Annotated in this window: 15 protein-coding genes; 10 read left to right on the top strand and 5 right to left on the bottom strand. The window is 73.9% G+C overall.

Features of this window, described 5'->3' with window-relative positions:
* Positions 1-95 precede the first annotated feature (95 nt).
* Entirely contained in the window at positions 96-866 is a 771-nt protein-coding gene (locus ABD385_RS21605; protein ID WP_344578611.1) for a GntR family transcriptional regulator, read from the top strand.
* 53 nt (positions 867-919) lie between these two features.
* Here ABD385_RS21605 and ABD385_RS21600 read toward each other — a convergent pair whose 3' ends face one another.
* From ABD385_RS21600 to ABD385_RS21590, 3 genes are all read right to left on the bottom strand, one after another.
* Positions 920-1,786, bottom strand: coding sequence for a hypothetical protein (locus ABD385_RS21600; RefSeq protein WP_344578861.1), 867 nt, complete (start codon positions 1,784-1,786; stop codon positions 920-922).
* A gap of 335 nt (positions 1,787-2,121) precedes the next feature.
* A complete protein-coding gene (locus tag ABD385_RS21595) occupies positions 2,122-2,952 on the bottom strand; it encodes a hypothetical protein (protein WP_344578610.1) in 831 nt (276 codons plus the stop codon).
* A gap of 359 nt (positions 2,953-3,311) precedes the next feature.
* Complete coding sequence (locus ABD385_RS21590) at positions 3,312-4,979, bottom strand: PucR family transcriptional regulator (RefSeq protein ID WP_344578608.1); 1,668 nt, start codon at positions 4,977-4,979, stop codon at positions 3,312-3,314.
* Between the two features lie 262 nt (positions 4,980-5,241).
* Here ABD385_RS21590 and ABD385_RS21585 point away from each other — a divergent pair, with 262 nt between their 5' ends.
* From ABD385_RS21585 to mgtA, 6 genes are all read left to right on the top strand, one after another.
* Positions 5,242-6,144: an FAD binding domain-containing protein gene (locus tag ABD385_RS21585; protein WP_344578606.1), complete on the top strand. Its 903-nt coding sequence runs from the start codon at positions 5,242-5,244 to the stop codon at positions 6,142-6,144.
* Positions 6,135-6,734 (top strand): (2Fe-2S)-binding protein, encoded by a 600-nt coding sequence (locus ABD385_RS21580; RefSeq protein ID WP_344578603.1) that lies wholly within the window; start codon positions 6,135-6,137, stop codon positions 6,732-6,734. The genes ABD385_RS21585 and ABD385_RS21580 overlap by 10 nt, the downstream gene beginning before the upstream one ends.
* Positions 6,735-6,736: 2 nt before the next feature.
* On the top strand, positions 6,737-9,124 hold the full coding sequence (locus ABD385_RS21575) for a xanthine dehydrogenase family protein molybdopterin-binding subunit (protein WP_344578602.1): 2,388 nt from the start codon (positions 6,737-6,739) through the stop codon (positions 9,122-9,124).
* A 346-nt stretch (positions 9,125-9,470) separates the two neighbouring features.
* Entirely contained in the window at positions 9,471-10,937 is a 1,467-nt protein-coding gene (locus ABD385_RS21570) for an NCS2 family permease (RefSeq protein WP_344578597.1), read from the top strand.
* Between the two features lie 33 nt (positions 10,938-10,970).
* Positions 10,971-12,164 (top strand): XdhC family protein, encoded by a 1,194-nt coding sequence (locus ABD385_RS21565; RefSeq protein WP_344578596.1) that lies wholly within the window; start codon positions 10,971-10,973, stop codon positions 12,162-12,164.
* Between the two features lie 803 nt (positions 12,165-12,967).
* The gene (mgtA, locus tag ABD385_RS21560; RefSeq protein WP_344578592.1) at positions 12,968-15,733 is read left to right on the top strand and encodes a magnesium-translocating P-type ATPase; all 2,766 of its coding nucleotides are present in this window, start codon (positions 12,968-12,970) and stop codon (positions 15,731-15,733) included.
* Between the two features lie 36 nt (positions 15,734-15,769).
* Here the strand turns inward: mgtA and ABD385_RS21555 are convergent, their stop codons facing one another.
* Positions 15,770-17,092, bottom strand: a complete 1,323-nt coding sequence (locus ABD385_RS21555) for an MFS transporter (RefSeq protein WP_344578590.1) — start codon at positions 17,090-17,092, stop codon at positions 15,770-15,772.
* Positions 17,093-17,394: 302 nt separating this feature from the next.
* Between ABD385_RS21555 and ABD385_RS21550 the strand changes: the two genes are divergently transcribed.
* A complete protein-coding gene (locus ABD385_RS21550) occupies positions 17,395-18,489 on the top strand; it encodes a helix-turn-helix domain-containing protein (RefSeq protein WP_344578583.1) in 1,095 nt (364 codons plus the stop codon).
* 10 nt (positions 18,490-18,499) lie between these two features.
* Complete coding sequence (locus ABD385_RS21545) at positions 18,500-19,753, top strand: GNAT family N-acetyltransferase (protein ID WP_344578580.1); 1,254 nt, start codon at positions 18,500-18,502, stop codon at positions 19,751-19,753.
* A 14-nt stretch (positions 19,754-19,767) separates the two neighbouring features.
* Here ABD385_RS21545 and ABD385_RS21540 read toward each other — a convergent pair whose 3' ends face one another.
* The gene (locus ABD385_RS21540) at positions 19,768-20,316 is read right to left on the bottom strand and encodes a GNAT family N-acetyltransferase (RefSeq protein WP_344578579.1); all 549 of its coding nucleotides are present in this window, start codon (positions 20,314-20,316) and stop codon (positions 19,768-19,770) included.
* Between the two features lie 116 nt (positions 20,317-20,432).
* Here ABD385_RS21540 and ABD385_RS21535 point away from each other — a divergent pair, with 116 nt between their 5' ends.
* On the top strand, positions 20,433-21,377 hold the full coding sequence (locus ABD385_RS21535; RefSeq protein ID WP_344578578.1) for a LysR family transcriptional regulator: 945 nt from the start codon (positions 20,433-20,435) through the stop codon (positions 21,375-21,377).
* Positions 21,378-21,559: the final 182 nt, after the last annotated feature.

Genomic DNA, 21,559 nt, shown 5'->3' with positions numbered 1-21,559 from the left:
TTACCTTATCCGACATCCCTACCCGGGCCCGCTGAGGTGTGAACCCGGGCGACGGACGCTTATGGTGCTGGCAGCCGTCAGCAGGAGGAACCGTCATGGAGCAGGGCACAGCGGAGCCGCAGCCGGAGACCCGGGTGTGGCTGCCCGCGCAGGCCGTCTCCGGCGGGCCGGCCGGCGTCCGGGACCGGGCCGCGGGCCCGGGGACCGGTGAGTCCGGCGTCCGGCCGTCCGCCCCGCGACCGCGCCGGCACTCGGTGCGCGGCCAGGTCCTGGCGGCGCTGCGCCGGGCGCTGACCGCCGGCGAACTGCTGGCCGGCGAGATCTACTCCGCCCCGGTCCTCGCCGAGCGGTACGGCGTCTCCGCGACCCCGGTCCGGGAGGCCATGCAGCAGCTCGCCGGGGAGGGCGCCGTCGAGGTGGTGCCCAACCGCGGCTTCCGGGTCTGCGAGCGCAGCTCCCGGGACCTCGCCGAACTCTCCGAGGTCCGCACCATGCTGGAGCTGCCGGCCATCGTCCGACTGGCCCGGGCGGTGCCCCCGGAGCGCTGGGAGGAGCTGCGTCCGCTGGCCGAGGACGGGGTGGCCGCCGCCGCCCGCGGCGACCGGTCCGGGTACGCCGAGGCCGACCACGCCTTCCACCAGGCGTTGATCGCGCTCACCGGGAACCGCCGGCTCACCCAGGTCACCGGTGACCTGCTGCGCCGCGCGCAGTGGGCGGCGGGCGGCGCGGGGCGGCCCGGCACGGCCGCCCTGCTGGCCGACGCCTCCGAGCACACCGCCCTGCTCGACGCGCTGCTCGCCCAGGAGCACGGGGTCGTCGAGCGGATCGCCCGCGCGCACCTCTCGGCGGCCCGCCACCGGCACTGAGGCGGGCGCGGCCCGGCGGCGGGCCCAGGGGACGGTGGGGCGGCCGGGCGGCCTCAGAAGGCGGGCAGCAGCTCCGCCAGGGGCAGCGCCGCGACGTCGGCGGCGGGTCGGGAGACGTACAGCTCGGCGTGGTAGAAGCCGTCGGCCTCCTTGCCGCCGACGGTCAGTCCGCGGCGCGCCAGGGCCTCGACGGCGGCCCGCCGCTCGGCCTCGTCGGCGAACCGCCGCTGCCGGAACGTCCGGGTGGTGAGCCGCTCGGTGACCAGCCCGGCCCGGGCCAGCAGCGTCGAGACCGGCCGGTACGACACGGTGCGCAGCACGAACGCGGCGACCCAGGGCGGCGCCGAGACGCAGTCGAAGAGCCGGGCGAAGGTGCGTGCGGTGATGTAGCCGACGCCGCCGGTGACGGTGATCAGCTCGGTGCCGTCCAGCGCCCGGCACAGCTCGGGGGGCGCGGCCTCGTCCTCAAGGTTCGCCGCGAAGCCGTGGTCGAGCAGCCCGGCCGCCACCGCGTAGCCGACCGCGCGCTCCGCCGCGTCGATGCCGGTGATCCGGGCTGCCGCGGGCCGGCGCCGGGCCGCGTAGAACGCCCGGTCCGCCTGGGCCAGCCGGTCGCCCCCGGGGGTGTTGGGGCCGGTGCCGGCGTAGCGCCGGTAGAGGTCGTCGAGGGTCAGCTCGTGGTTGAACAGCGCCGCGTTGACCCCGTACGAGCAGCACAGGTCGACGACGCGCAGCGGCGGTCGGTCCCCGCGGCGGCGCTGGAGGGCGGCGGCCAGGGCGCGGAACACCGCCTGGCCGTGCTGCGGGATCTGGTACTCCAAGGGTTGCAGCGTGCTGAAGTACCGGCGTGGATCGGGGCAGTTGTAGATCGCCTCGAAATGGGCCTTGCCCCAGTCGGTTCCGGTGCTGGTGTGGGTCACTCCTGCCACGGTGGGCCTCCTGAAGGCTCTGCCAGGGGGAAGCTGGACGCGGACCAGCATCCAGGCCGCGCCGCCGTGCCGCAGTGCGACTTGTGGCCATTCTCGGGGCAGGTGGGACGCGGCGCTACCGACCGGTCGGCGACCGGCCGCCGCCCGGCAGCCACCGGGGCCCGGCCGATCCGCCGCCGGCAGGGCCCGGATCCGGCCATTCGATCCGGGGTGCGGCATGGCCGAGGTCGGGTGGTTGACGGCCACCCCGACGGGCGGAGCCGGTCCGGTCCTGGGACCGGACCGGGACCGGGCCGTGGCCCCGGCCCCGATCCGCCGGCCGGGTGCTAGCTCCCCGCGGTCGCCTGCGGGGGCTCCGCCTCCTCCGGCGGGGGCGGCGGGAGCTGGCCGGCGAGCCAGGTGGGGACGCCGCCCATGAGCCGGAACAGCCGGGCGGCCTCGGTGCGCAGGCGGGCCGCCTCGTCCTCCGGTGCGGCGTCGGCCAGCGCCGCCAGCGCCGGTGCGGTGCCCACCAGGAAGCCCAGCTCCTCGCGGATCCGCAGGGACTCCGCGAAGCCGTGCCGGGCCTCCGCCAACTCCCCGTCGCGCAGGGCCAGTCCGGCCAGGTGTCGCCAGGTGAAGGAGAGCAGCAGGGCGTCGCCGTGGGCGGTGGCGCCGGCGTGCGCGCGGCGGTAGGCGGCGCGGGCGGAGTCGGGGCTGTCGGCGACGTGCTCGGCCATCAGGCCGCGGCGGAAGTCCAGCAGCGGGCGGCCGGCGGTGCCGGGGGCGAGCAGCGCGGCGGCCCGACCCAGCGCCGAGCGGGCCTCGTCGGCGCGGTCGCGGACGCCCAACACCGTGGAGGTGTAGGCGAGTTGGCCGCGTTCACAGGCGGCGCCGCCGCGTTCGTCGTCGCCGCCGGCCAGCGCCTCCGCGGTACGCAGCGCGTCCTCCGCCTCGGCCCAGCCGGCGGCGGTGAACATGCAGCGCTCGACGAGCAGGGCGGCGCGGCGCAGGGCGGCGGGCGCCTGCCGGGCCGCGAGCGGCTCCAGGAGGGCGGCGGCGTCGAGCCAGCAGCCGCGGGAGCGCAGCCGCCACACGGCGCGGTCGAGGGGGTCGTCGCCGGCGGGGGCGGCCGCCGGTCGTGGTGCCGGGACCGGTACCTGATCCACGGACCTCATGGAATCCGCGGGATCCGCGGATCCGGACATGGCGGTATCCGCCACAGTGCCCTCCCCGAGCGCGCCATTGAGACGGGAATGCAGGATGCTGTGGGCGCATCTCAGCACGAATTCCGTCGCCGGGCCAAGGGGGCGGGTGAAAGATTTCACAATCGCGCGGGGTGGTATCGGTGGCCGGTATGCGGTGGTTCGGCCGTGGTGCGGGGCGGGACGACGGCCCGGTGTGGCAACGCCGTTGACGCGACGCCCCCCGATCGGGGGACCCCGGACGGCGTACCGCCGGCGGCGCTCGCGCGACGTGCGTCGGGCCCGGTGCGCACATAGCACCGGGCCCGACGGGACGCCTCCCTGAGGGGGTGTCAGCTCATCCGCAGTGCCAGGAAGAAGTCCAACTTGTCCTCCAGGCGCGCGAGGTCACGGCCGGTCAGCTGCTCGATCCGGCCCACGCGGTAGCGCAGGGTGTTGACGTGCAGGTGCAGGCGGGTCGCGCAGCGCGTCCAGGAGCCGTCGCAGTCCAGGAACGCCTCCAGCGTGGGGATCAGCTCGGCGCGGTGGCGGCGGTCGTAGTCCCGCAGCGGGTCCAGGAGCCGGGCGGTGAAGGCCCGGCGGACGTCGTCGGGGACGAACGGCAGCAGCAGGACGTGCGAGGCCAGCTCCTCGTGGCCGGCGGCGCAGACCCGGCCGGGGCGGGCGGCGGCGACCCGCCGGGCGTGCCGGGCCTCCTCCAGGGCGCCGCGCAGTCCCTCGGCGGAGTGCACGGAGGCGCTGACGCCGATGGTGAGCCGGCCGTCGCCGTCCAGGCCGCGGCCGAGCGGCTCCTGGATGACGCGCAGCAGGTGGTCGGCGTGCAGGCCGTCCGTCGAGGCGGCCTCGGTGGAGTCCTCCGCGACGGCGGGCAGCGGCACCAGCGCGACCGCCTCGTCGCCGGTGTGCGCCACCGCGATCCGGTCCGACGGCTCGGGCCCGAAGGTGCCGGGATCGACCAGCACCTCCTCCAGCAGGCTCTGCGCCACCGGGCCGCCGGGCACGTCGCCGCCCTCCCACTCGACCCGGGCCACCACGATCTGCCAGTGCGGGGCGGCGCCCAGGCCGGGCAGCAGCACCGGTGCGGCCACCCGCAGCCGGGCGGCGATCTCGGCCGGCGGCGCGCCCGTCTGGACCAGCTCCAGGACCTCCTGGGCGAGCCGGCGGCGGACCGTGCGGGCGGCGTCCCTGCGGTCCCGTTCGACGGCGATCAGCTGGGTGACGCCGTGCAGCAGGTCCAGCCGCTCCTCGGACCAGTCGCCGGCGTCCGCCTCGACCGCCAGCAGCCAGTCGCTGAGCAGCGTCTGCCGCAGGTCACGGCTCTCGTAGCGGATCGGGAAGAGCGAGTAGGTGGCGCCGGCCAGGCCGATCCGGTGCGGACCGCGACGGCCGCTGCGGGCGGCCGCCAGGTGCTCGCCGGCCAGCCGGGCGGCCAGCTCCGCGGGCAGCTCCGGCCCGGCGCCGGCCAGGCTGGAGCCGGCGATCTGCCGGCCGATGGGGGAGAGCACCCAGGCGCGCAGGTCCAGGTCGGAGCCGAGCAGGTCCAGGACCACCTCGGGGCCGCCGCCGGCCGGGCCGGAGGTCATCATCCGCCGGTGGCGGTCGACCACGGCGGCCAGGTCGCCGGCCCGCTCGCTGGAGACCTGGCGGACCACGTGCTCGGTGATCGAGGCGAACGAGACCGTCTCGTCCACCGAGAACAGTGGCAGCCGGTGCCGGGTGCAGGCCCTCACCAGGTCGTCGGGGATGGCGCCCAGTTCGGCCTCGCCGGCCGCGAGGCCGGCGACGCCGGCGCCGGCCAGGATGCGGACGAACCGCTCGGAGTCCTCGGCTTCCCGGCGCCAGGCCAGGCCGGTGAGCACCAGCTCGCCGCCGGAGAGGTACCGGCTGGGGTCCCGCAGGTCGGTGGTCATCACGCCACGGACGGTGCGGTCCAGCTCGTCCTCGCCCCCAAGGAGCTGGAGGCCCAGGGAGTGTGTGTCCAGGAGTGCGCGGAGCCGCATGACCTCGCCCGCCGTTCTGTGCTGTCTCGTGTGGCCGGTGGAATGCCGCGAGGTTTTGATCCCTCGTCTTTCGTTCGAATCTACAAGACGGGCGGCGTGGCCAGCCAACCGCTTCATGGTTTCGGTGACTGCACCGGGTGGGGCCACAGCGCGTTCACTAAGCCCAACCGCGTTAACAAGACATGAACGACGCCATGGCGCCGAGGGCCGAAGGTCCCGACCATGAGCAGCGAACGACCCCATTTCGTAGAAGAGGCCAACCATGGACTTCCTTCGCCCCGCCAGCTGGGAGGAGGCGCTCGCCGCCAAGGCAGAGCACCCTACCGCTGTGCCCATCGCGGGCGGTACGGACGTGATGGTCGAGATCAACTTCGACCACCGCCGCCCGGAGTACCTGCTCGACCTGAACCGGATCGCCGATCTGGGTGAGTGGGAGGTCGGGGAGAAGACCGTACGCCTGGGCGCGTCCGTCCCGTACACCAAGATCATGGAGAACCTGCGGGCCGAGCTGCCGGGCCTGGCCCTGGCGTCGCACACCGTCGCCTCCCCGCAGATCCGCAACCGCGGCGGCGTCGGCGGCAACCTCGGCTGCGCCTCGCCGGCCGGTGACGCCCACCCCGCACTGCTCTCCGCCGGTTGCGAGGTCGAGGTCGAGTCCGCCGAGCGCGGCGTCCGCATGATCCCGATCGACGAGTTCTACCTCGGCGTCAAGCGCAACGCCCTCCAGCAGGACGAGCTGATCCGCGCCGTGCACCTGCCCAAGGCCGACGGCCCGCAGCAGTTCTCCAAGGTCGGCACCCGCAACGCGATGGTCATCGCGGTGTGCGCCTTCGGCATCGCCCTGCACCCCGAGACCCGCACGGTCCGCACCGGCATCGGTTCGGCCGCGCCCACCCCCGTTCGGGCCAAGGAGGCCGAGCAGTTCCTGGCCGCGGCGCTGGACGAGGGCGGCTTCTGGGAGTCGGGGGCGCCCATCCCGCCGTCCGTCGCCAAGCAGTTCGCGCAGCTCGCCTCGGGGGCCTGCAACCCGATCGACGACGTGCGCGGCAGCGCCAAGTACCGCCGGCACGCGGTGGGCATCATGGCGCGCCGCACCCTCGGCTGGACCTGGGAGTCCTACCGCGGCAACGCCCATGGCACCAAGGGAGGCGCACAGTGCGCGTGAACTTCACCGTCAACGGCCGCAAGCAAGAGGCCGACGACGTCTGGGAAGGCGAGAGCCTGCTGTACGTCCTGCGCGAGCGGATGGGCCTGCCGGGCTCCAAGAACGCCTGCGAGCAGGGCGAGTGCGGCTCCTGCACGGTCCGCCTGGACGGGGTGCCGGTGTGCTCCTGCCTGGTCGCGGCCGGGCAGGTCGAGGGCCGTGAGGTGGTGACCGTCGAGGGCCTGGCCGACTTCGCCAAGCAGCGCGCCGAGCACGGCGGCTGCGCCTCCGGAGCCTGCGGGACGAGCCTGCAGGACGCCCAGCAGTGGCAGTCCAAGCCGGCCGACTCGCAGGCCGGCGAGAACGGCGAACTCGCGCCGATCCAGCAGGCGTTCCTCGACGCCGGCGCGGTCCAGTGCGGATTCTGCACCCCGGGCCTGCTGGTCGCCGCGGACGAGCTGCTGGAGCGCAACGCCTCGCCGTCGGACTCCGACATCCGCGAGGCACTGTCGGGCAACCTGTGCCGCTGCACGGGTTACGAGAAGATCCTCGACGCGGTCCGGCTGGCGGCCGCCCGCGGCGAGAACCAGACCGCGGGACAGGGGGCCTGATCATGGCTGGTGCCACCCGTACACCCACCAACCTCACCCAGGGCGGCAAGACCGACGCCGGCATCGGCGCGTCCACGCTCCGCCCGGACGGCACCTTGAAGGTGACCGGCGAGTTCGCCTACTCCTCGGACATGTGGCACGAGGACATGCTGTGGGGCTTCACGCTCCGCTCCACCGAGGCGCACGCCGAGATCGTCTCCATCGACACCGCGGAGGCGCTCGCGACCTCCGGCGTTTACGCCGTCCTCACCTACGACGACCTGCCCACCGAGGTGAAGAACTACGGCCTGGAGATCCAGGACACGCCGGTTCTCGCGCACGGCAAGGTGCGGCACCACGGCGAGCCGGTGGCGCTGGTCGCCGCCGACCACCCGGAGACCGCGCGCCGCGCGGCCGCCAAGATCAAGATCGAGTACAAGCAGCTGCCGCTGGTCACCGACGAGGCCAGTGCGCTCGCCGAGGGCGCGCCGCTGATCCACGAGGGGCGCGACGACCACCACATCGGGCACGTCCCGCACCCCAACATCGTCCACCGCCAGCCGATCGTCCGCGGCGACGTCACCGAGGCCGCCAAGAAGGCCGACGTCATCGTCTCCGGCGAGTACGTCTTCGGCATGCAGGACCAGGCCTTCCTCGGCCCGGAGTCCGGCCTCGCGGTGCCCGGTGAGGACGGCGGCGTCGACCTCTACGTCGCCACCCAGTGGCTGCACTCCGACCTCCGCCAGATCGCCCCGGTCCTCGGCCTGCCCGAGGAGAAGGTGCGGATGACGCTGTCCGGCGTCGGCGGCGCCTTCGGCGGCCGCGAGGACCTGTCGATGCAGGTCCACGCCTGCCTGCTGGCGCTGCGCACCAGCAAGCCCGTCAAGATCGTCTACAACCGGTTCGAGTCCTTCTTCGGGCACGTCCACCGGCACCCGGCGAAGCTCTGGTACGAGCACGGCGCCACCAAGGACGGCAAGCTCACCCACCTGAAGTGCCGGATCGTCCTGGACGGCGGCGCCTACGCGTCGGCCTCCCCGGCGGTCGTCGGCAACGCCTCCTCGCTCGCGGCCGGCCCGTACATCGTCGACGACGTGGAGATCGAGGCGATCGCCCTCTACTCCAACAACCCGCCGTGCGGCGCGATGCGTGGCTTCGGCGCGGTCCAGGCGTGCTTCGCCTACGAGGCGCAGATGGACAAGCTCGCCGCGAAGCTCGGGATGGACCCGGTCGCGTTCCGGCAGCTCAACGCCATGGAGCAGGGCACGCTCATGCCCACCGGCCAGGAGGTCGACTCGCCCGCTCCGGTCGCCGAACTCCTCCGCCGGATCAAGGCGATGCCGCTGCCGCCCGAGCAGCAGTGGCTGGCGGCCGGCGAGGGCGCCGACGTCCGGGCGCTGCCCGGCGGCCTGTCCAACACCACCCACGGCGAGGGCGTCGTCCGCGGCGTCGGCTACGCCGTCGGCATCAAGAACGTCGGCTTCTCCGAGGGCTTCGACGACTACTCCACCGCCCGGGTGCGCCTGGAGGTCATCGCCGGCGAGGCGGTGGCCACCGTGCACACCGCGATGGCGGAGGTCGGCCAGGGCGGCGTCACCGTGCACGCCCAGATCGCCCGCACCGAGCTCGGCGTCCAACAGGTCACCATCCACCCGGCCGACACCCAGGTCGGCTCCGCCGGCTCCACCTCCGCCTCCCGGCAGACGTACATGACCGGCGGCGCGGTGAAGAACACCTGCGAGGCCGTGCGCGAGAAGGCCCTGGAGCTCGGCCGCCGCAAGTTCGGCACCTACCACCCCGCGTGGGCCACCGCCGAACTGCTCCTGGAGAGCGGCAAGGTCGTCACCGACGGCGGCGAGGTCCTGGCCGACCTCGTCGACGTCCTGGAGACCGAGGCGATCGACCTGGAGCTGGAGTTCCGGCACCGGCCCACCGAGGCGTTCGACCTCACCACCGGCCAGGGCTTCGGCCACGTCCAGTACTCCTTCGCCGCGCACCGCGCGGTGGTCGAGGTGGACACCGAGCTGGGCCTGGTCAAGGTCATCGAGCTGGCCTGCGCCCAGGACGTCGGCAAGGCGCTCAACCCGCTCTCCGTCGTCGGCCAGATCCAGGGTGGCACCACCCAGGGCCTGGGCGTGGCGGTGATGGAGGAGATCATCGTCGACCCCAAGACGGCGAAGGTGCGCAACCCCTCCTTCACGGACTACCTGATCCCCACCATCCTCGACACCCCGACCATCCCGGTCGACGTGCTCGAACTCGCCGACGAGCACGCCCCGTACGGGCTGCGCGGCATCGGTGAGGCCCCCACCCTGTCGTCCACTCCGGCCGTCCTCGCGGCGATCCGGAACGCGACCGGGTTGGAGCTCAACAAGACCCCGGTACGTCCCGAGCACCTGACGGGCACGTAACGGAGAACCGCCTGGGGGCCGCCTCCCCAGGCCCCCAAACCCTCCGGGCGGTGCGCGAACAAGGGGTGTCCTGTCCGTCCTCCGCAGCGCACCGCCCGGAGTTCTCCTCGCACCACACCGCACCACACCGCACCACCGCACCACACCGCACCACCGCACCACACCGCACCACCGGACCGCTCAGCACCACCGCACCACGTCGCATCACACCCCGACTGACCTGCGGCAACTCGACGCAGTCAGTACCCGTTCGTCTCGGGCCGTCCCCCGGGTCGTGCAGCCGAATATCCATCCCAAATCTCGCCGCCTCGGCGGGGGCCCCTTTGAACCTTGGGAGTAAGGCACCATGACCCAGCAGTCCACCGAGCCGAGGACCACGGCGGAAGACGCGGGTGAGGGCTCACGCCCACCCGCCGGCCGCTCCTGGCTCGACCGCTATTTCCATATATCCGAAAGAGGGTCGAGCTTCGCGCGGGAAACGCGCGGTGGCATCACCACCTTCATGGCCATGTGTTACATCCTGCTGCTGAACCCCGTGATTCTGGGTTCGGTGCAGGACGTCCAGAAGGACACCCTGGCCCACGGCGCGCTGGTCACCGCCACCGCGCTGGGCGCCGCGATCTGCACCCTGCTGATGGGCTTCGTCGGCAAGGTCCCGCTGGCCCTCGCCGCCGGCCTCAACGTCTCGGCGGCACTGACCACGCAGGTGGTCCCGCACATGACCTGGCCGCAGGCCATGGGCATGTGTGTGATGTACGGCGTCGTCATCTGCCTCCTGGTCGTCACCGGGCTCCGCGAGATGGTCATGAACGCCATCCCGCTCGCCCTGAAGCACGCGATCACCATGGGCATCGGCATGTTCGTCGCCCTGCTGGGCCTGGTGAAGGCCGGGTTCGTGGGCAAGGGCGCCGGCGGTCCGGTCACGCTCGGCAGCGACCTGTCGGGCCACCTGGTCGGTTGGCCGGTGCTGTTCTTCTGCATCACCCTGCTCCTGATCTTCATGTTGCAGGCCCGCAAGGTGCCCGGCGCCATCCTGATCGGCATCGTCGTCGGCTCCGCACTCGCCATCGGCGCCACCAAGTTCGGCGGGCTGACCGCCAAGGACTGGGGCGGCAGCCCGCCGAGCCTGAGCGGCAGCGCCGTCTCCATGCCGGACTTCGGACTCTTCGGGCACGTGGAGTTCGGTGGCTGGGGCTCCATCGGCGCACTCAGCGTCACCATGATCGTCTTCACCCTGGTGCTGGCCGGCTTCTTCGACGCGATGGCCACCATCATCGGCGTCGGCACCGAGGCGAAGCTCGCCGACGACAAGGGCCGGATGCCGGGCCTGTCCAAGGCGCTGTTCGTCGACGGTGCGGGCGGTGCGATCGGTGGTCTGACCGGTGGCTCCGGCCAGACGGTCTTCATCGAGTCGGCCAGTGGTGTCGGCGAGGGCGCCCGGACCGGCCTGTCCTCCGTCGTCACCGGTCTGCTCTTCGCGGCCTGCCTGTTCTTCACGCCGGTGACCCAGCTCGTGCCGGCCCAGGTCGCCGCCGCGGCACTGGTCGTCATCGGGTCGATGATGATGAGTGTGGCCGGCCACGTGGACTGGAGTGACCGGGCAACCTCGATCCCGGTGTTCCTTACCGTTGCCCTGATGCCGTTCACTTACCAGATCACCACCGGCGTCGGTGCCGGCGTCATCGCCTACACCGCCATCAAGGCGGCCCAGGGCAAGTGGCGCGAGATCGGTGCCTTCATGTGGGTGCTGACCGGCATCTTCCTCGTCTACTTCTCGCTCCATCCGATCGAGCAGTGGCTGGGCGTCAAATAACGCCCGCCGGCTCCCTCCCGTAAGGAGACCGACATGCTGGACATCGCCGACGAGCTGAACCGGTGGGTCGAGCAGGGACGCACGTTCGCGGTGGCCACCGTGGTGGCCACCAACGGCAGCGCCCCGCGCCAGCCCGGTGCCGCGCTCGCCGTCGACAGCGACGGCACGGCGATCGGGTCGGTCTCCGGTGGATGCGTGGAGGGAGCCGTCTACGCGTTGTGCCAGGAGGCGTTGCAGACCGGCGAGTCGGTCCTGGAGCGCTTCGGCTACAGCGATGAGGATGCCTTCGCCGTGGGCCTGACCTGCGGCGGGATCATCGACATCTTCATCACACCGGTACGGGCGAGCGCCCCCGGCGCCGCTGCCGAGCGCGGCCCCGCGGGGGACGTGGTGGACAGCAACGCCGCACCGCTCGCCGCCGCGCTGGCCGCCGCCTCCTCGGGTGAGGCGGCGGCGGTCGCGCGGATCATCGAGGGCCCGGCCGACCTGCTCGGCCGCGCCCTGGTGGTGCGCCCCGACGGCAGCCACACCGGCAGCCTCGGCGGCCACCCCGCCCTGGACCGCACCGCGGTCGAGGAGACCCGCGCCCTGCTGGACGCCGGCCGGACCACGACGCTGGAGATCGGCGCGGACGGCTCCCAGTGCGGTCAGCCGGTGGTCCTCCTCGTCGAGTCCTCCGTGCCCGCCCCGCGCATGATCGTCTTCGGGGCGATCGACTTCGCGTCCGCGCTGGTGAAGGTCGGCAAGTTCCTCAATTACCACGTCACCCTCTGCGACGCCCGCCCCGTCTTCGCGACCCGGACCCGCTTCCCCGAGGCGGACGAGATCGTCGTCGACTGGCCGCACCGCTACCTCGACTCCCAGGAACTCGACTCCCGCGCGGTGCTCTGCGTCCTCACCCACGACGCCAAGTTCGACGTCCCCCTGCTGGAACGGGCGCTCAAGCTCCCGGTCGCCTACGTCGGTGCGATGGGCTCCCGCCGCACCCACCTCGACCGCCAGCAGCGGCTGCGGGACGTCGGACTCACCGAGATCGAGCTGAACCGGCTGCGCTCGCCGATAGGGCTGGACCTGGGCGCCCGGACGCCCGAGGAGACCGCGCTGTCCATCGCCGCCGAGATCGTCGCCAACCGGCGCGGCGGCACCGGCTCCCCGCTGACCGGCGCGCACACCCCGATCCACCACGAGGCCCCCCGGCCGGTGGGACGGATCGGCGAAGTCGCCTGACGTCACGTCAGGAACGTTGCGCGCCACGCTCGTCGGCGTGCGGCACCCCGTCCCGCGCGGCCGGCGCCGACCGTGCGCACGCCGCCCGCGGGACGCACGAGACCACGGGACCGACGTACCTGACGGCGCCGGACCCGGGGGAGGGCGAACCTGTGGTTCGCTACGGCACGGGCGCGGCACTGTGTGGGGGTCGCGCCCGTGCCGGTTCGTTTTCCGGCGCCCACCCGTGGCGTTCGCCCGGACCGAGGCGCGCGAAAAGGGAATTGCCGTGCCCCGCGCCGCTTATCGCGAACGACCCGTCCGGGAGTGACGCGACGCACCTCACACCCCGCATTGACCGCCTTGGTCGAAAGGATGACGGGAAATCCGGGAACGTATGGCAGGATGGGCCATCGAGGGCACCGGCGTCGAGGGTGTCCGGCAATGTCCGCGCGAGCGAGGAGGTGATCGGGATGAGTCCCGAAGGAAGTCCTTGCCGCAGCGCTGCCCGCTGCTGATCGCGCCGTTCGCCGCGTGATCGCGGCTTTTCCCCGCACTGCTGTGCGCACTCACCGGTGATTCCCGGGCGCTTCGTGCTGCCCGTCGGACCGGGCTGAACCGTATTTCCACCACGGCCCTTCCGTGCTGCCTTTTTGCCGGTGCACGCCTTTTCCCCGGTATTTTTCCGTAATTCTCAGCGCCCGCGCGCACCGGCCTTTTTGGCCTGCCCGGAAACAATTCCGCCGGAACTCCGAGTTCTTTGAATTCCGTGGTTCGACGGCGGTCGGTCCGGCCTGCCCGCATGCGCGTCAGGAGGTTTCGCCATGATCACGAAGACCACGCCGCCCACCCGGGGGACGCTCGCTCCGCCGGGCCGGGGCCCCCGCCGCGAGCGCCGGGCCGCCGAACTGGAGACGCGCACCCGGCGCGTCGCCGGCCGGCTCGCGGAGTTCAGCGCCCGCCCCGCCGAGCAGGTCCTGCACGACCTCGGCAGCACCCCGAGCGGCCTCACCCACCGCGAGGCCGCGCTCCGGCGGGAGCGCGACGGCGCCAACGCCCTCGCGCAGGAGCGCCCGCCGCGCTGGTACGCACAGCTCGCCAGGGCGTTCTGGAACCCGTTCATCCTGGTGCTCGCCGTACTGGTCGCCGTGATGTACGGCCAGTGGCTCCAGGTCGCCGACACCGAGCCGTTCGACCCGAAGATCGCCATCCTCGGCGCGATGGTGCTGATCAGCGCCGGCCTCCGCTTCTGGCAGGAGTACCGCTCCGGCAGCGCGGCCGCCGCGCTGCGCGCCCTGGTCACCACCACCACGGCGGTGCAGCGCCGGGCCGGCCGCGGCCGGCAGCCGGCCACGCTGGAGATCCCCATGGCCGACGTGGCCGCCGGCGACGTCGTCAAGCTGGCCGCCGGCGACCTCGTCCCGGCCGACCTGCGGCTGCTCACCGCCAAGGACCTGATGGTCAGTCAGGCCGCGCTGTCCGGCGAGTCGTTGCCGGTCGCCAAGGCCGACACCCGACCGGCCACCGACCGCGGACAGACCACCACCCGCGACCCGGTCGAGGCCGACAACCTCGTCCTGACCGGCACCTCCGTCACCTCCGGCAGCGCCACCGGCGTCGTCATCGCCACCGGCGCGGACACCTACCTCGGCTCCATGGCCGGTGCGCTGGCCGGCGAGCGCCCGGAGACCAGCTTCGACCTCGGCGTGAAGAAGGTCAGCTTCCTGCTGATCCGCTTCATGATGGTGATGGTCCCGGTGGTGTTCCTCATCAACGGGCTGACCAAGGGCGACTGGGCGGAGGCGTTCACCTTCGCGGTGGCGGTCGCGGTCGGCCTCACCCCCGAGATGCTGCCGATGGTCGTCACCACCAACCTGGCGCGCGGCGCCGTCGCGCTCTCCCGCCGCAAGGTCGTCGTCAAGCACCTCAACGCCATCCAGAACCTCGGCGCCATGGACGTGCTGTGCACCGACAAGACCGGCACCCTCACCGAGGACCGGATCGTGCTGGACCGCTACCTCGACGTGCACGGCCGGTCGGACGGCGAGGTCCTCGAACACGCCTACCTCAACAGCCACTTCCAGACCGGGCTGCGCAACCTGATGGACCAGGCCGTCATCGACCGGATGCACGAGGCCGAGGAGGTTGTCGTCGACGCCCGCTTCACGCTGGTCGACGAGATCCCCTTCGACTTCGCGCGCCGCCGGATGTCGGTCGTGCTGCGCCGCAACGACCTCGACGGCCTCGCCGCCGAGCACCTGCTGATCACCAAGGGGGCCGTGGAGGAGGTCCTCGACCGCTGCGAGCGGGTCACGTACGCCGGCGACACCGTCGAACTCACCGACGTCCTGCGGGACACCGTGCTGCGCACCGCCGAGGAGCACGGCCGGCAGGGCCTGCGGGTGCTGGCGGTGGCCACCCGCACCCTGCCGGTCGGCCCCGACGACGCGGCGGACGGCGCCGCCACCTACACCGTCGCGGACGAGGCCGGGCTCACCCTGATCGGCTTCCTAGCCTTCCTCGACCCGCCGAAGCAGGACGCCGCCGAGGCGCTGCGGGCGCTCGCCGACAACGGCGTCGCGGTCAAGGTCGTCACCGGCGACGGGGAACTGGTCGCGGCCCGGGTCTGCGAGCAGGTCGGCATCGACCCCGGCACCCCGGTCACCGGCGCCGAGATCGACACCCTCGACGACCTCGAACTCCTGGAGAGGGCCCGCACGGCGACCCTGTTCGCCAAGGTCAACCCGGTGCAGAAGGCCCGGATCGTGCGCGCGCTACAGGCGGACGGGCACACCGTCGGATTCCTCGGCGACGGCATCAACGACGCCGCCGCACTGCGCGACGCCGACGTCGGCATCTCCGTCGACACCGCCGTCGACATCGCCAAGGAGTCCGCCGACATCATCCTGCTGGAGAAGGACCTCACCGTCCTCGGCCAGGGCGTGCTGCGCGGCCGGCTGACCTTCGGCAACACCATCAAGTACCTGAAGCTGACCGCCTCGTCGAACTTCGGCAACGTCTTCTCGGTGCTCGTCGCCTCGGCGTTCATCCCGTTCCAGCCGATGCTCGCGCTCCAGCTGCTCGTGCAGAACCTCTGCTACGACGTCTCCCAACTGGCCACGCCCTGGGACCGGATGGACGCCGACTACCTGCGCACCCCGCGCAAGTGGGACGCCCGGGGCATCCGCCGCTTCATGCTCGTCCTGGGCCCGACCAGCTCCGTCTTCGACATCACCACCTTCGCGCTGATGTGGTACGTCTTCGGCGCCAACAGCGAGGTGCACCAGGCGCTGTTCCAGTCCGGCTGGTTCGTCGAGGGCCTGCTGACCCAGACCCTGGTCGTCCACATGCTGCGGACCCGCCGGATCCCGTTCGTCGAGTCCCGGGCCACCTGGCCGGTGCTGCTGATGACCGCACTGGTGATGGGCGTCGGCCTGTGGCTGCCGTTCTCGCCGCTGGCCGGGGCGCTGGGCATGCAGGCACTGCCGCTGGGCTACTTCCCGTGGCTGGCCGCGACGTTGGCGGCGTACTGCCTGCTCACGCAGGGGGTCAAGGGGTGGTACATCCGCCGGTTCGGCGAGTGGCTCTGAAGTCACCGAGGGGCCCCGTGCCCGCGGCGTTCGGCCCTACCGGCCGGGCGCCACGGGCACGGGGCCCTCGCCGTCCCCTTCCGGCCGGGCGTGCCGCAGCCCCCGCACCGCCCCCGACGCCAGCGGCAGCACCGCGGCGAGCGCGGACACCACCCCGGCGATCGCCACCACCCGGAACCCGCCGTACGCCCGGGCCAGCGGTCCCACGCACAACTGCCCCACCGGGATCGCCGCGTACGCCAGCAGATCGCCGGTGGCCGCGACCCGGGACAGCGCGTGCGCCGGGACGTGCTCCTGGAGCGAGGTGTCCCAGGCGATGCCCGTCACGCAGACCCCGAGCCCGGCGACGAAGCCGCCCGCGACCAGCCAGGGCGCGTCCCACCGCGCGCCGAGCACCAGCAGCGGCACCGCCCCCAGCGCACCCGCCGCCTGCCCCCACGCCAGCAGCCGGCCGACCGCCAGCCGGTACAGCACCGCCCCGCTGACCAGCAGCCCGACGCCCCGGGCGCTGAGCACCAGCCCCCAGGCGGCCCGGCCCGCGGTCCGCTCGGTCAGCGCCGGGCCCAGGATCTGCCAGGTCCCGGTCTGCACCAGGTTGATCACGAAGAACGAGAGCGTCGCCGGCGCCGCCCACCGGACCCGTCCGAACTCCCGCCAGCCGCCACGGACCGCCGCCCACAGGGGCCCCGCCGCCCGCGCGGGCCGCGACCCGTCCCCCGGCAGGCGGGCCAGACACCCGGCGGCGACCACGAAGCTCACCGCGTCGCAGACGATCGCCGGCCCGCTGCCGACCGCCACCACCAGCCCGCCCGACAGGCTCGGCCCCAGCACCTTGGCGGCGTTGCGCACCGTGCTCAGCAGCGCGTTGGCCGGCCGCAGCGCCGCCGCGCCGACCACCTCCGGCACCAGGCCGCGCAGCGCCGGCGTGGTGAACGCCGCGCACACCCCGCCCAGCACCTCCACCCCGGCGACCGACGGCAGCGCGTAGTGCCCGGTCAGCAGCAGCCCGGCGACCGCGCCCTGGGCGGCCGCCGACCCCAGGTTCGCCGCCACCAGCACGGTCCGGCGCCGGAACCGGTCGGCACTCACCCCGCCCACCACCAAGAACGCCAGCATCGGCAGCATCCGGGAAGCGAGCACCACCCCGAGGTCGCCGGGGCGGCCGCCCGAGCCGTCCAGCACCGCGAAGGCCAGGGCCACCGGCGCCATCGCACTGCCCAGCAGCGACACCGCCTGCCCGGTCAGGAACCAACGGAAGCCCGGGTACGCGAACGGGGACGCGGCGCTCCGGGCGGGCGACCCCGGCCGGGCGGCGGGAGAGGGAACGGGGCCGGAGGCGGGGCGGGGGTCGGGGTCCATGGGCCGGAGTCTGCGGGGCCCGCCGCGCAAACCTATGCTTTCGGTCCCGGGCGAAAGGTCCGGGACCGAACACCGAACCGGCTGACACTGAACAGCGAACCGGCTGACACCGAACAGTGAACCGGCGGACACCGACCCGCACGCACCGCGCCCGCACGTACCGCGCCCGCCCGCGCCGACCCGCAGACACCGCGTCCGCACGCACCGAGCCCACACACACCGCGCCCGCCACCACCACGCCCCCGAGCACCGCGGACACCGGGCCGGCGGCGGACCCACGCCCCGGAGGGAGGCGGCAACCGATGGCAGTGCTGCGCCTGAGTCCGCTCGCCCTGTCCCGCTCCCGCTTCGCGCTCTCACCGCTCGCCGAAACCCTCGGCACGGTGATCGCGCTCGCCCGGCCGGGCCCCGCCCCCTGGTTCGCGGCCTGGCACGCCCGCCACCTGCCGGCCCTGGCCGCCGTCGGGGCCGCCGACCCGTTCGCCCGCGGCCTGATCGGACTGGTCAGCTCGACGACCTGGCTGCCCCGCTGCGTGGCGATCCCCCCGCCGGACGGCCTGCGCACCACCCTCGCCGACGAGTTGGCCGCGGTCCGCGCCGTCCCCGACGCCGCCTTCCGCAGCGAACTGGAGACCTCCGCGGCCCACCCGCACCCCCGCCACGCGGCCCGCCACCACCGCCACCGCGACCTGTCCTGGCTCACCGGGCACGCCTGGGCCGACCGCACCGCCGACCTCCTCCAGGCCCTGTGGCACACGCACGTCGCCCCGGACTGGACCCGCCGCCGCACCCTCCTGGAACGCGACGTCGCCCACCGGGCCGGACTGCTCGCCACCCGCGGCTGGCCCGCCGCCCTCGACCAGATGAGCCGCCACAGCACCTGGGAGGGCCCGAACGCCCTCCGCTTCGGCCCGCGCCCCGGCCCGGACCGCGTCATCGGCGACACCGGCCTGCTCCTCGTCCCGGTGAGCCTGGCCACCGGCACCTGGCTCTGCGAGGGCCCGCCCGGCCACTACGCCCAGGTCTACCTGGCCCGCGGCGCCGCCACCGTGCACGCGGCCCCGGAGCACACCGCCGCCCCCGGACGGGCCCTCGCCCGCCTCGTCGGCACCGGGCGCGCCGGCCTCCTGCACGCCCTCCGGCAGCCCGCCACCAGCACCGAACTCGCCGCCCGCCTCCAGCAGTCCCTGGGCACCGTCGGCGGCCACCTGGCGGTCCTGCGGGACGCCGGCCTGGTCGTCGGCACCCGGGTCGGCCGGCGGGTGGTGTACCGGCGCACCGAACGCGGCGAGCTGCTGGTGGGCGACGCCGAGCCGGACCCGGGAGATGCGGCCGACGGGCTGAATCCCGCCCCTGCCGGAGAAAACGGGATGAGCGCGACGGACCCGTCCGGTTAGCGTCGCCCGTGTGACCACGAGCCACCGCACCGACCTGACCGTCCGCACCATCCCGGACGCCGACCTCGACCAGGCCGTCGACCTCACCGCCCTCGCCTTCCACCTGAAGCTCGACGGCAAGGGCCGCGCCCAGCAGAGCGAGGTGCTGCGCGGCGCGCTCCGGATCGGTGCCTACGACGACCGCACACTGGCCGGCATGGCCGCCGCCCACCGCCTCCGGATCGCCGTGCCGGGCGGCCAACTCCCGGTCGCCGCACTGGACTTCGTCTGCGTCGCGGCCACCCACCGGCGGCGCGGCGCCCTGCGGGAACTGCTCGCCGAATTCTGGCGGCACTGCGCGGCCGAACGGCTCCCGCTGGCCTGCCTCTGGGCCTCGGAGAGCGCGATCTACGGCCGGTTCGGCTTCGGCGCCGCCACCGAGGCGTACCGCCTGGAAATCGACTCCGGCCGCCCCCTGCGGCTCCGCATCGCGCCCGACGACCGCCCGCTGCGACTGCTGGACCCGGCCGACGCCCCGGCCGTACTCGGCGCGTTCCACGAGGAGCAACTGAGCGCCGGCGCCGGGCGGTTCAGCCGCGACGCCGCATGGTGGCGCCGGCACGTGCTCGGCCTGGAGGACGCCGACGACGACGAGGACGACTACGGCCCCCTCCGGGTGGTGGTGCTGGGCGCCGCCGGCGAGCACCCCGGCGGCTACGCCCTGTACCGCACCCGCGGCGCCGACGGCCACGCCCCCGGCGCGGTCGACGTCCAGGAACTGGCCGCCGCCTCCGCCCCGGCCGCCGCCGCACTGTGGACCTACCTCGCCGGCATCGACCTGACCAGCACCGTCCACGCCTTTGCCCGGCCCGTCGACGACCCCCTGCTGCAGTTCGCCGCCGACCGCGACCAGGTACGGGTCACCCGACAGGAACCGTGCCTGTGGCTGCGGCTGGTGGACGTGGGCGCCGCCCTGACCGCCCGCTCCTGGGCCGCCCCGGTGGACGTCGTCCTCGACGTCCGCGACGCCGCCCTGCCCGCCAACGACGGACGCTTCCGACTGACCGTCGGCCGGCCCGGCACCGCCGCCTCCTGGACGCCGACCACCGACACCGCCGACATCGCCCTGGACGTACGGGAGTTGGGCGCCTGCTACCTGGGCGGGATGCCGTTGCGCCGGCTCGTCCAGGCGGGGTTGGTCACCGAACGCACCCCGGGCGCGGTCCGCCGCCTGGACGCCGCGTGGGAGACCGAGCGGCTGCCGTTCACCGCGGAGGACTACTGAGCCGCCCGCCGCAACTACCGCGCCGGCCGGAGCGCCGCCATCAGCAGCACGTCGTGCCGGGCCCCGTCCCAGTACAGGGCCTCGCGCAGCCGGCCCTCCAGCACGAAACCGCACGCCTCGTAGGCGCGCCGGGCCCGCTCGTTGTAGGTGAAGACCTCCAACTGGACGCGGTGCAGGCCCACGCGGTCGAAGGCGTGGCCGAGCAGCAGCCGGATCGCCTCCGGGCCCAGGCCGCGGCCGGTGGCGCCGGGCACCAGGGCGATCCGGAACGCGCCGTGGGCGTTGTCCTGATCGATCTGGCTCAGCGCCAGGTCGCCCAGGTAGTCGCCGGTCTCCCGGTCCTCGATGGCCAGATCCAGCCGGTCGGTGCGCTGCGCGCAGGTGGCGACCCACGCCCCGATCTCCGCCCGGCTCCAGTCGCGGTGGGTGCCGGTCAGCCGCCTGGTCTCCGGATCTTGGAAGGCGGCGTGGAAGGCGTCCGCGTGTCGATCGGCGAGCGGCAGCAGCCGTATCCGGTCGCCTTCGAGGACGGGCTTCGCGGCGAGTGCGCTGGCATCGATCATGGGTGGATGATGGCCGGGTCGCGGCAGGCGCGGCAAGGGAATTGACTCGCGGGCGACGCCGTTGACGCCGGTGGCCTACGGGGGGCCGTGGCCCGAGGGGCCGGGGAGGGGCGCGCGTGGAACTCCAACAGGTGCACTGTTTCGTCGTGGTCGCGGAGGAGGGACACCTCAGGCGGGCCGCCGAGCGCCTGGGCCTGCCGCGGTCGGCCGTGGCGCACCGCATCCGCGAGCTGGAACGCGAGCTGCGGACCGCGTTGTTCGACCCCGCCCTACCGGGGCCGCGGCTGACCGCCGCCGGCGACCGGTTCCTCCCGGAGGCCCGGATGCTGCTCGCCGCCGAGGAACGCGCCCGCGCCGTGCTCGCGCACCGCACCGTCGCCGCGCCACCAGGCGCCCCGCCCCGCACCCTGCGCCTGGGCACCAGCCCGGGCCTGGCCGGGCACCTGGAGCGGGTGCTGGACGCGCTCGCCCGGATCGCCCCGCACTTCGCCGTCGAGCCGGTCACCGCACCGGCCCCGGAGCGGCCGGCGCTGGTCGCGTCCGGAGCCCTGGACGCCGCCCTCGTCCGCGGCCCGGCTCCCGGACCCGCCCGGGACGGGCTCCGCCACGTCCCCCTCTGGCAGGACGCCCTGGTCGCCGCCGTCCCCGCCCGCCACCCGCTGGCCGCCTCGCCGGGCACCATCAGCCTCGCCGAACTCGCCGGCGTGCCCCTGGTCCTCACCGACCGCGACGCCAACCCGCCGCTGGTCGACCTGGTCACCGCCGCCTGCCACGACGTCGGATTCACGCCCCTGCCGGGCCCCCGGCACCGCTCGCTGGAGGCCACCTTGGCCGCGATCGGCGCCGGCGCCACGGCCGCGGGGCTGTGGACCGTCGTCTACGACACCTACGCCCGCCGGCTGTCCGCGCCCGGCGTGCGCTACCTGCCGTTCCGCAACCCGGGCATGGAGTTGACCACCTCCCTGGTGGTCCGCCGCGCCAATCCGCCCGACGGCGTCGAGGCGTTGCTGCGGGCCTGCGCGGCGGCGGGGGAGAGCGGCGCACCGGCCGTCCCCCACTGACCGCCCGGCCCGCCGGTCCGGCGTCGCCCGCCCCGCCCCCAGCGGCCGCCAAAAATGACCGTTGCTGACGCAAAACCGCTGCTTGAACCCCTGATGGGGGTCTCAACTGCCAGACTCCATGCCACCTTCCGGACGCCCTCGCGGGCGTCCTCGCACCGGGCAGACCGAGCACAGGAGAGAGC

It is taken from the genome of Streptomyces lunalinharesii, assembly GCF_039532155.1.
Classification (GTDB): domain Bacteria; phylum Actinomycetota; class Actinomycetes; order Streptomycetales; family Streptomycetaceae; genus Streptomyces; species Streptomyces lunalinharesii.
This window is presented reverse-complemented; position numbering and strand designations above follow the sequence as displayed.

Bases quoted from the DNA above. Each gene is read 5' to 3' on its own strand.
- ABD385_RS21605 (WP_344578611.1), top strand. From the start codon at position 96: ATGGAGCAGGGCACAGCGGAGCCGCAGCCGGAGACCCGGGTGTGGCTG.
- ABD385_RS21595 (WP_344578610.1), bottom strand. From the start codon at position 2,952: ATGAGGTCCGTGGATCAGGTACCGGTCCCGGCACCACGACCGGCGGCC.
- ABD385_RS21590 (WP_344578608.1), bottom strand. From the start codon at position 4,979: ATGCGGCTCCGCGCACTCCTGGACACACACTCCCTGGGCCTCCAGCTC.
- ABD385_RS21585 (WP_344578606.1), top strand. From the start codon at position 5,242: ATGGACTTCCTTCGCCCCGCCAGCTGGGAGGAGGCGCTCGCCGCCAAG.
- ABD385_RS21575 (WP_344578602.1), top strand. From the start codon at position 6,737: ATGGCTGGTGCCACCCGTACACCCACCAACCTCACCCAGGGCGGCAAG.
- ABD385_RS21570 (WP_344578597.1), top strand. From the start codon at position 9,471: ATGACCCAGCAGTCCACCGAGCCGAGGACCACGGCGGAAGACGCGGGT.
- ABD385_RS21565 (WP_344578596.1), top strand. From the start codon at position 10,971: ATGCTGGACATCGCCGACGAGCTGAACCGGTGGGTCGAGCAGGGACGC.
- mgtA (WP_344578592.1), top strand. From the start codon at position 12,968: ATGATCACGAAGACCACGCCGCCCACCCGGGGGACGCTCGCTCCGCCG.
- ABD385_RS21555 (WP_344578590.1), bottom strand. From the start codon at position 17,092: ATGGACCCCGACCCCCGCCCCGCCTCCGGCCCCGTTCCCTCTCCCGCC.
- ABD385_RS21550 (WP_344578583.1), top strand. From the start codon at position 17,395: ATGGCAGTGCTGCGCCTGAGTCCGCTCGCCCTGTCCCGCTCCCGCTTC.
- ABD385_RS21540 (WP_344578579.1), bottom strand. From the start codon at position 20,316: ATGATCGATGCCAGCGCACTCGCCGCGAAGCCCGTCCTCGAAGGCGAC.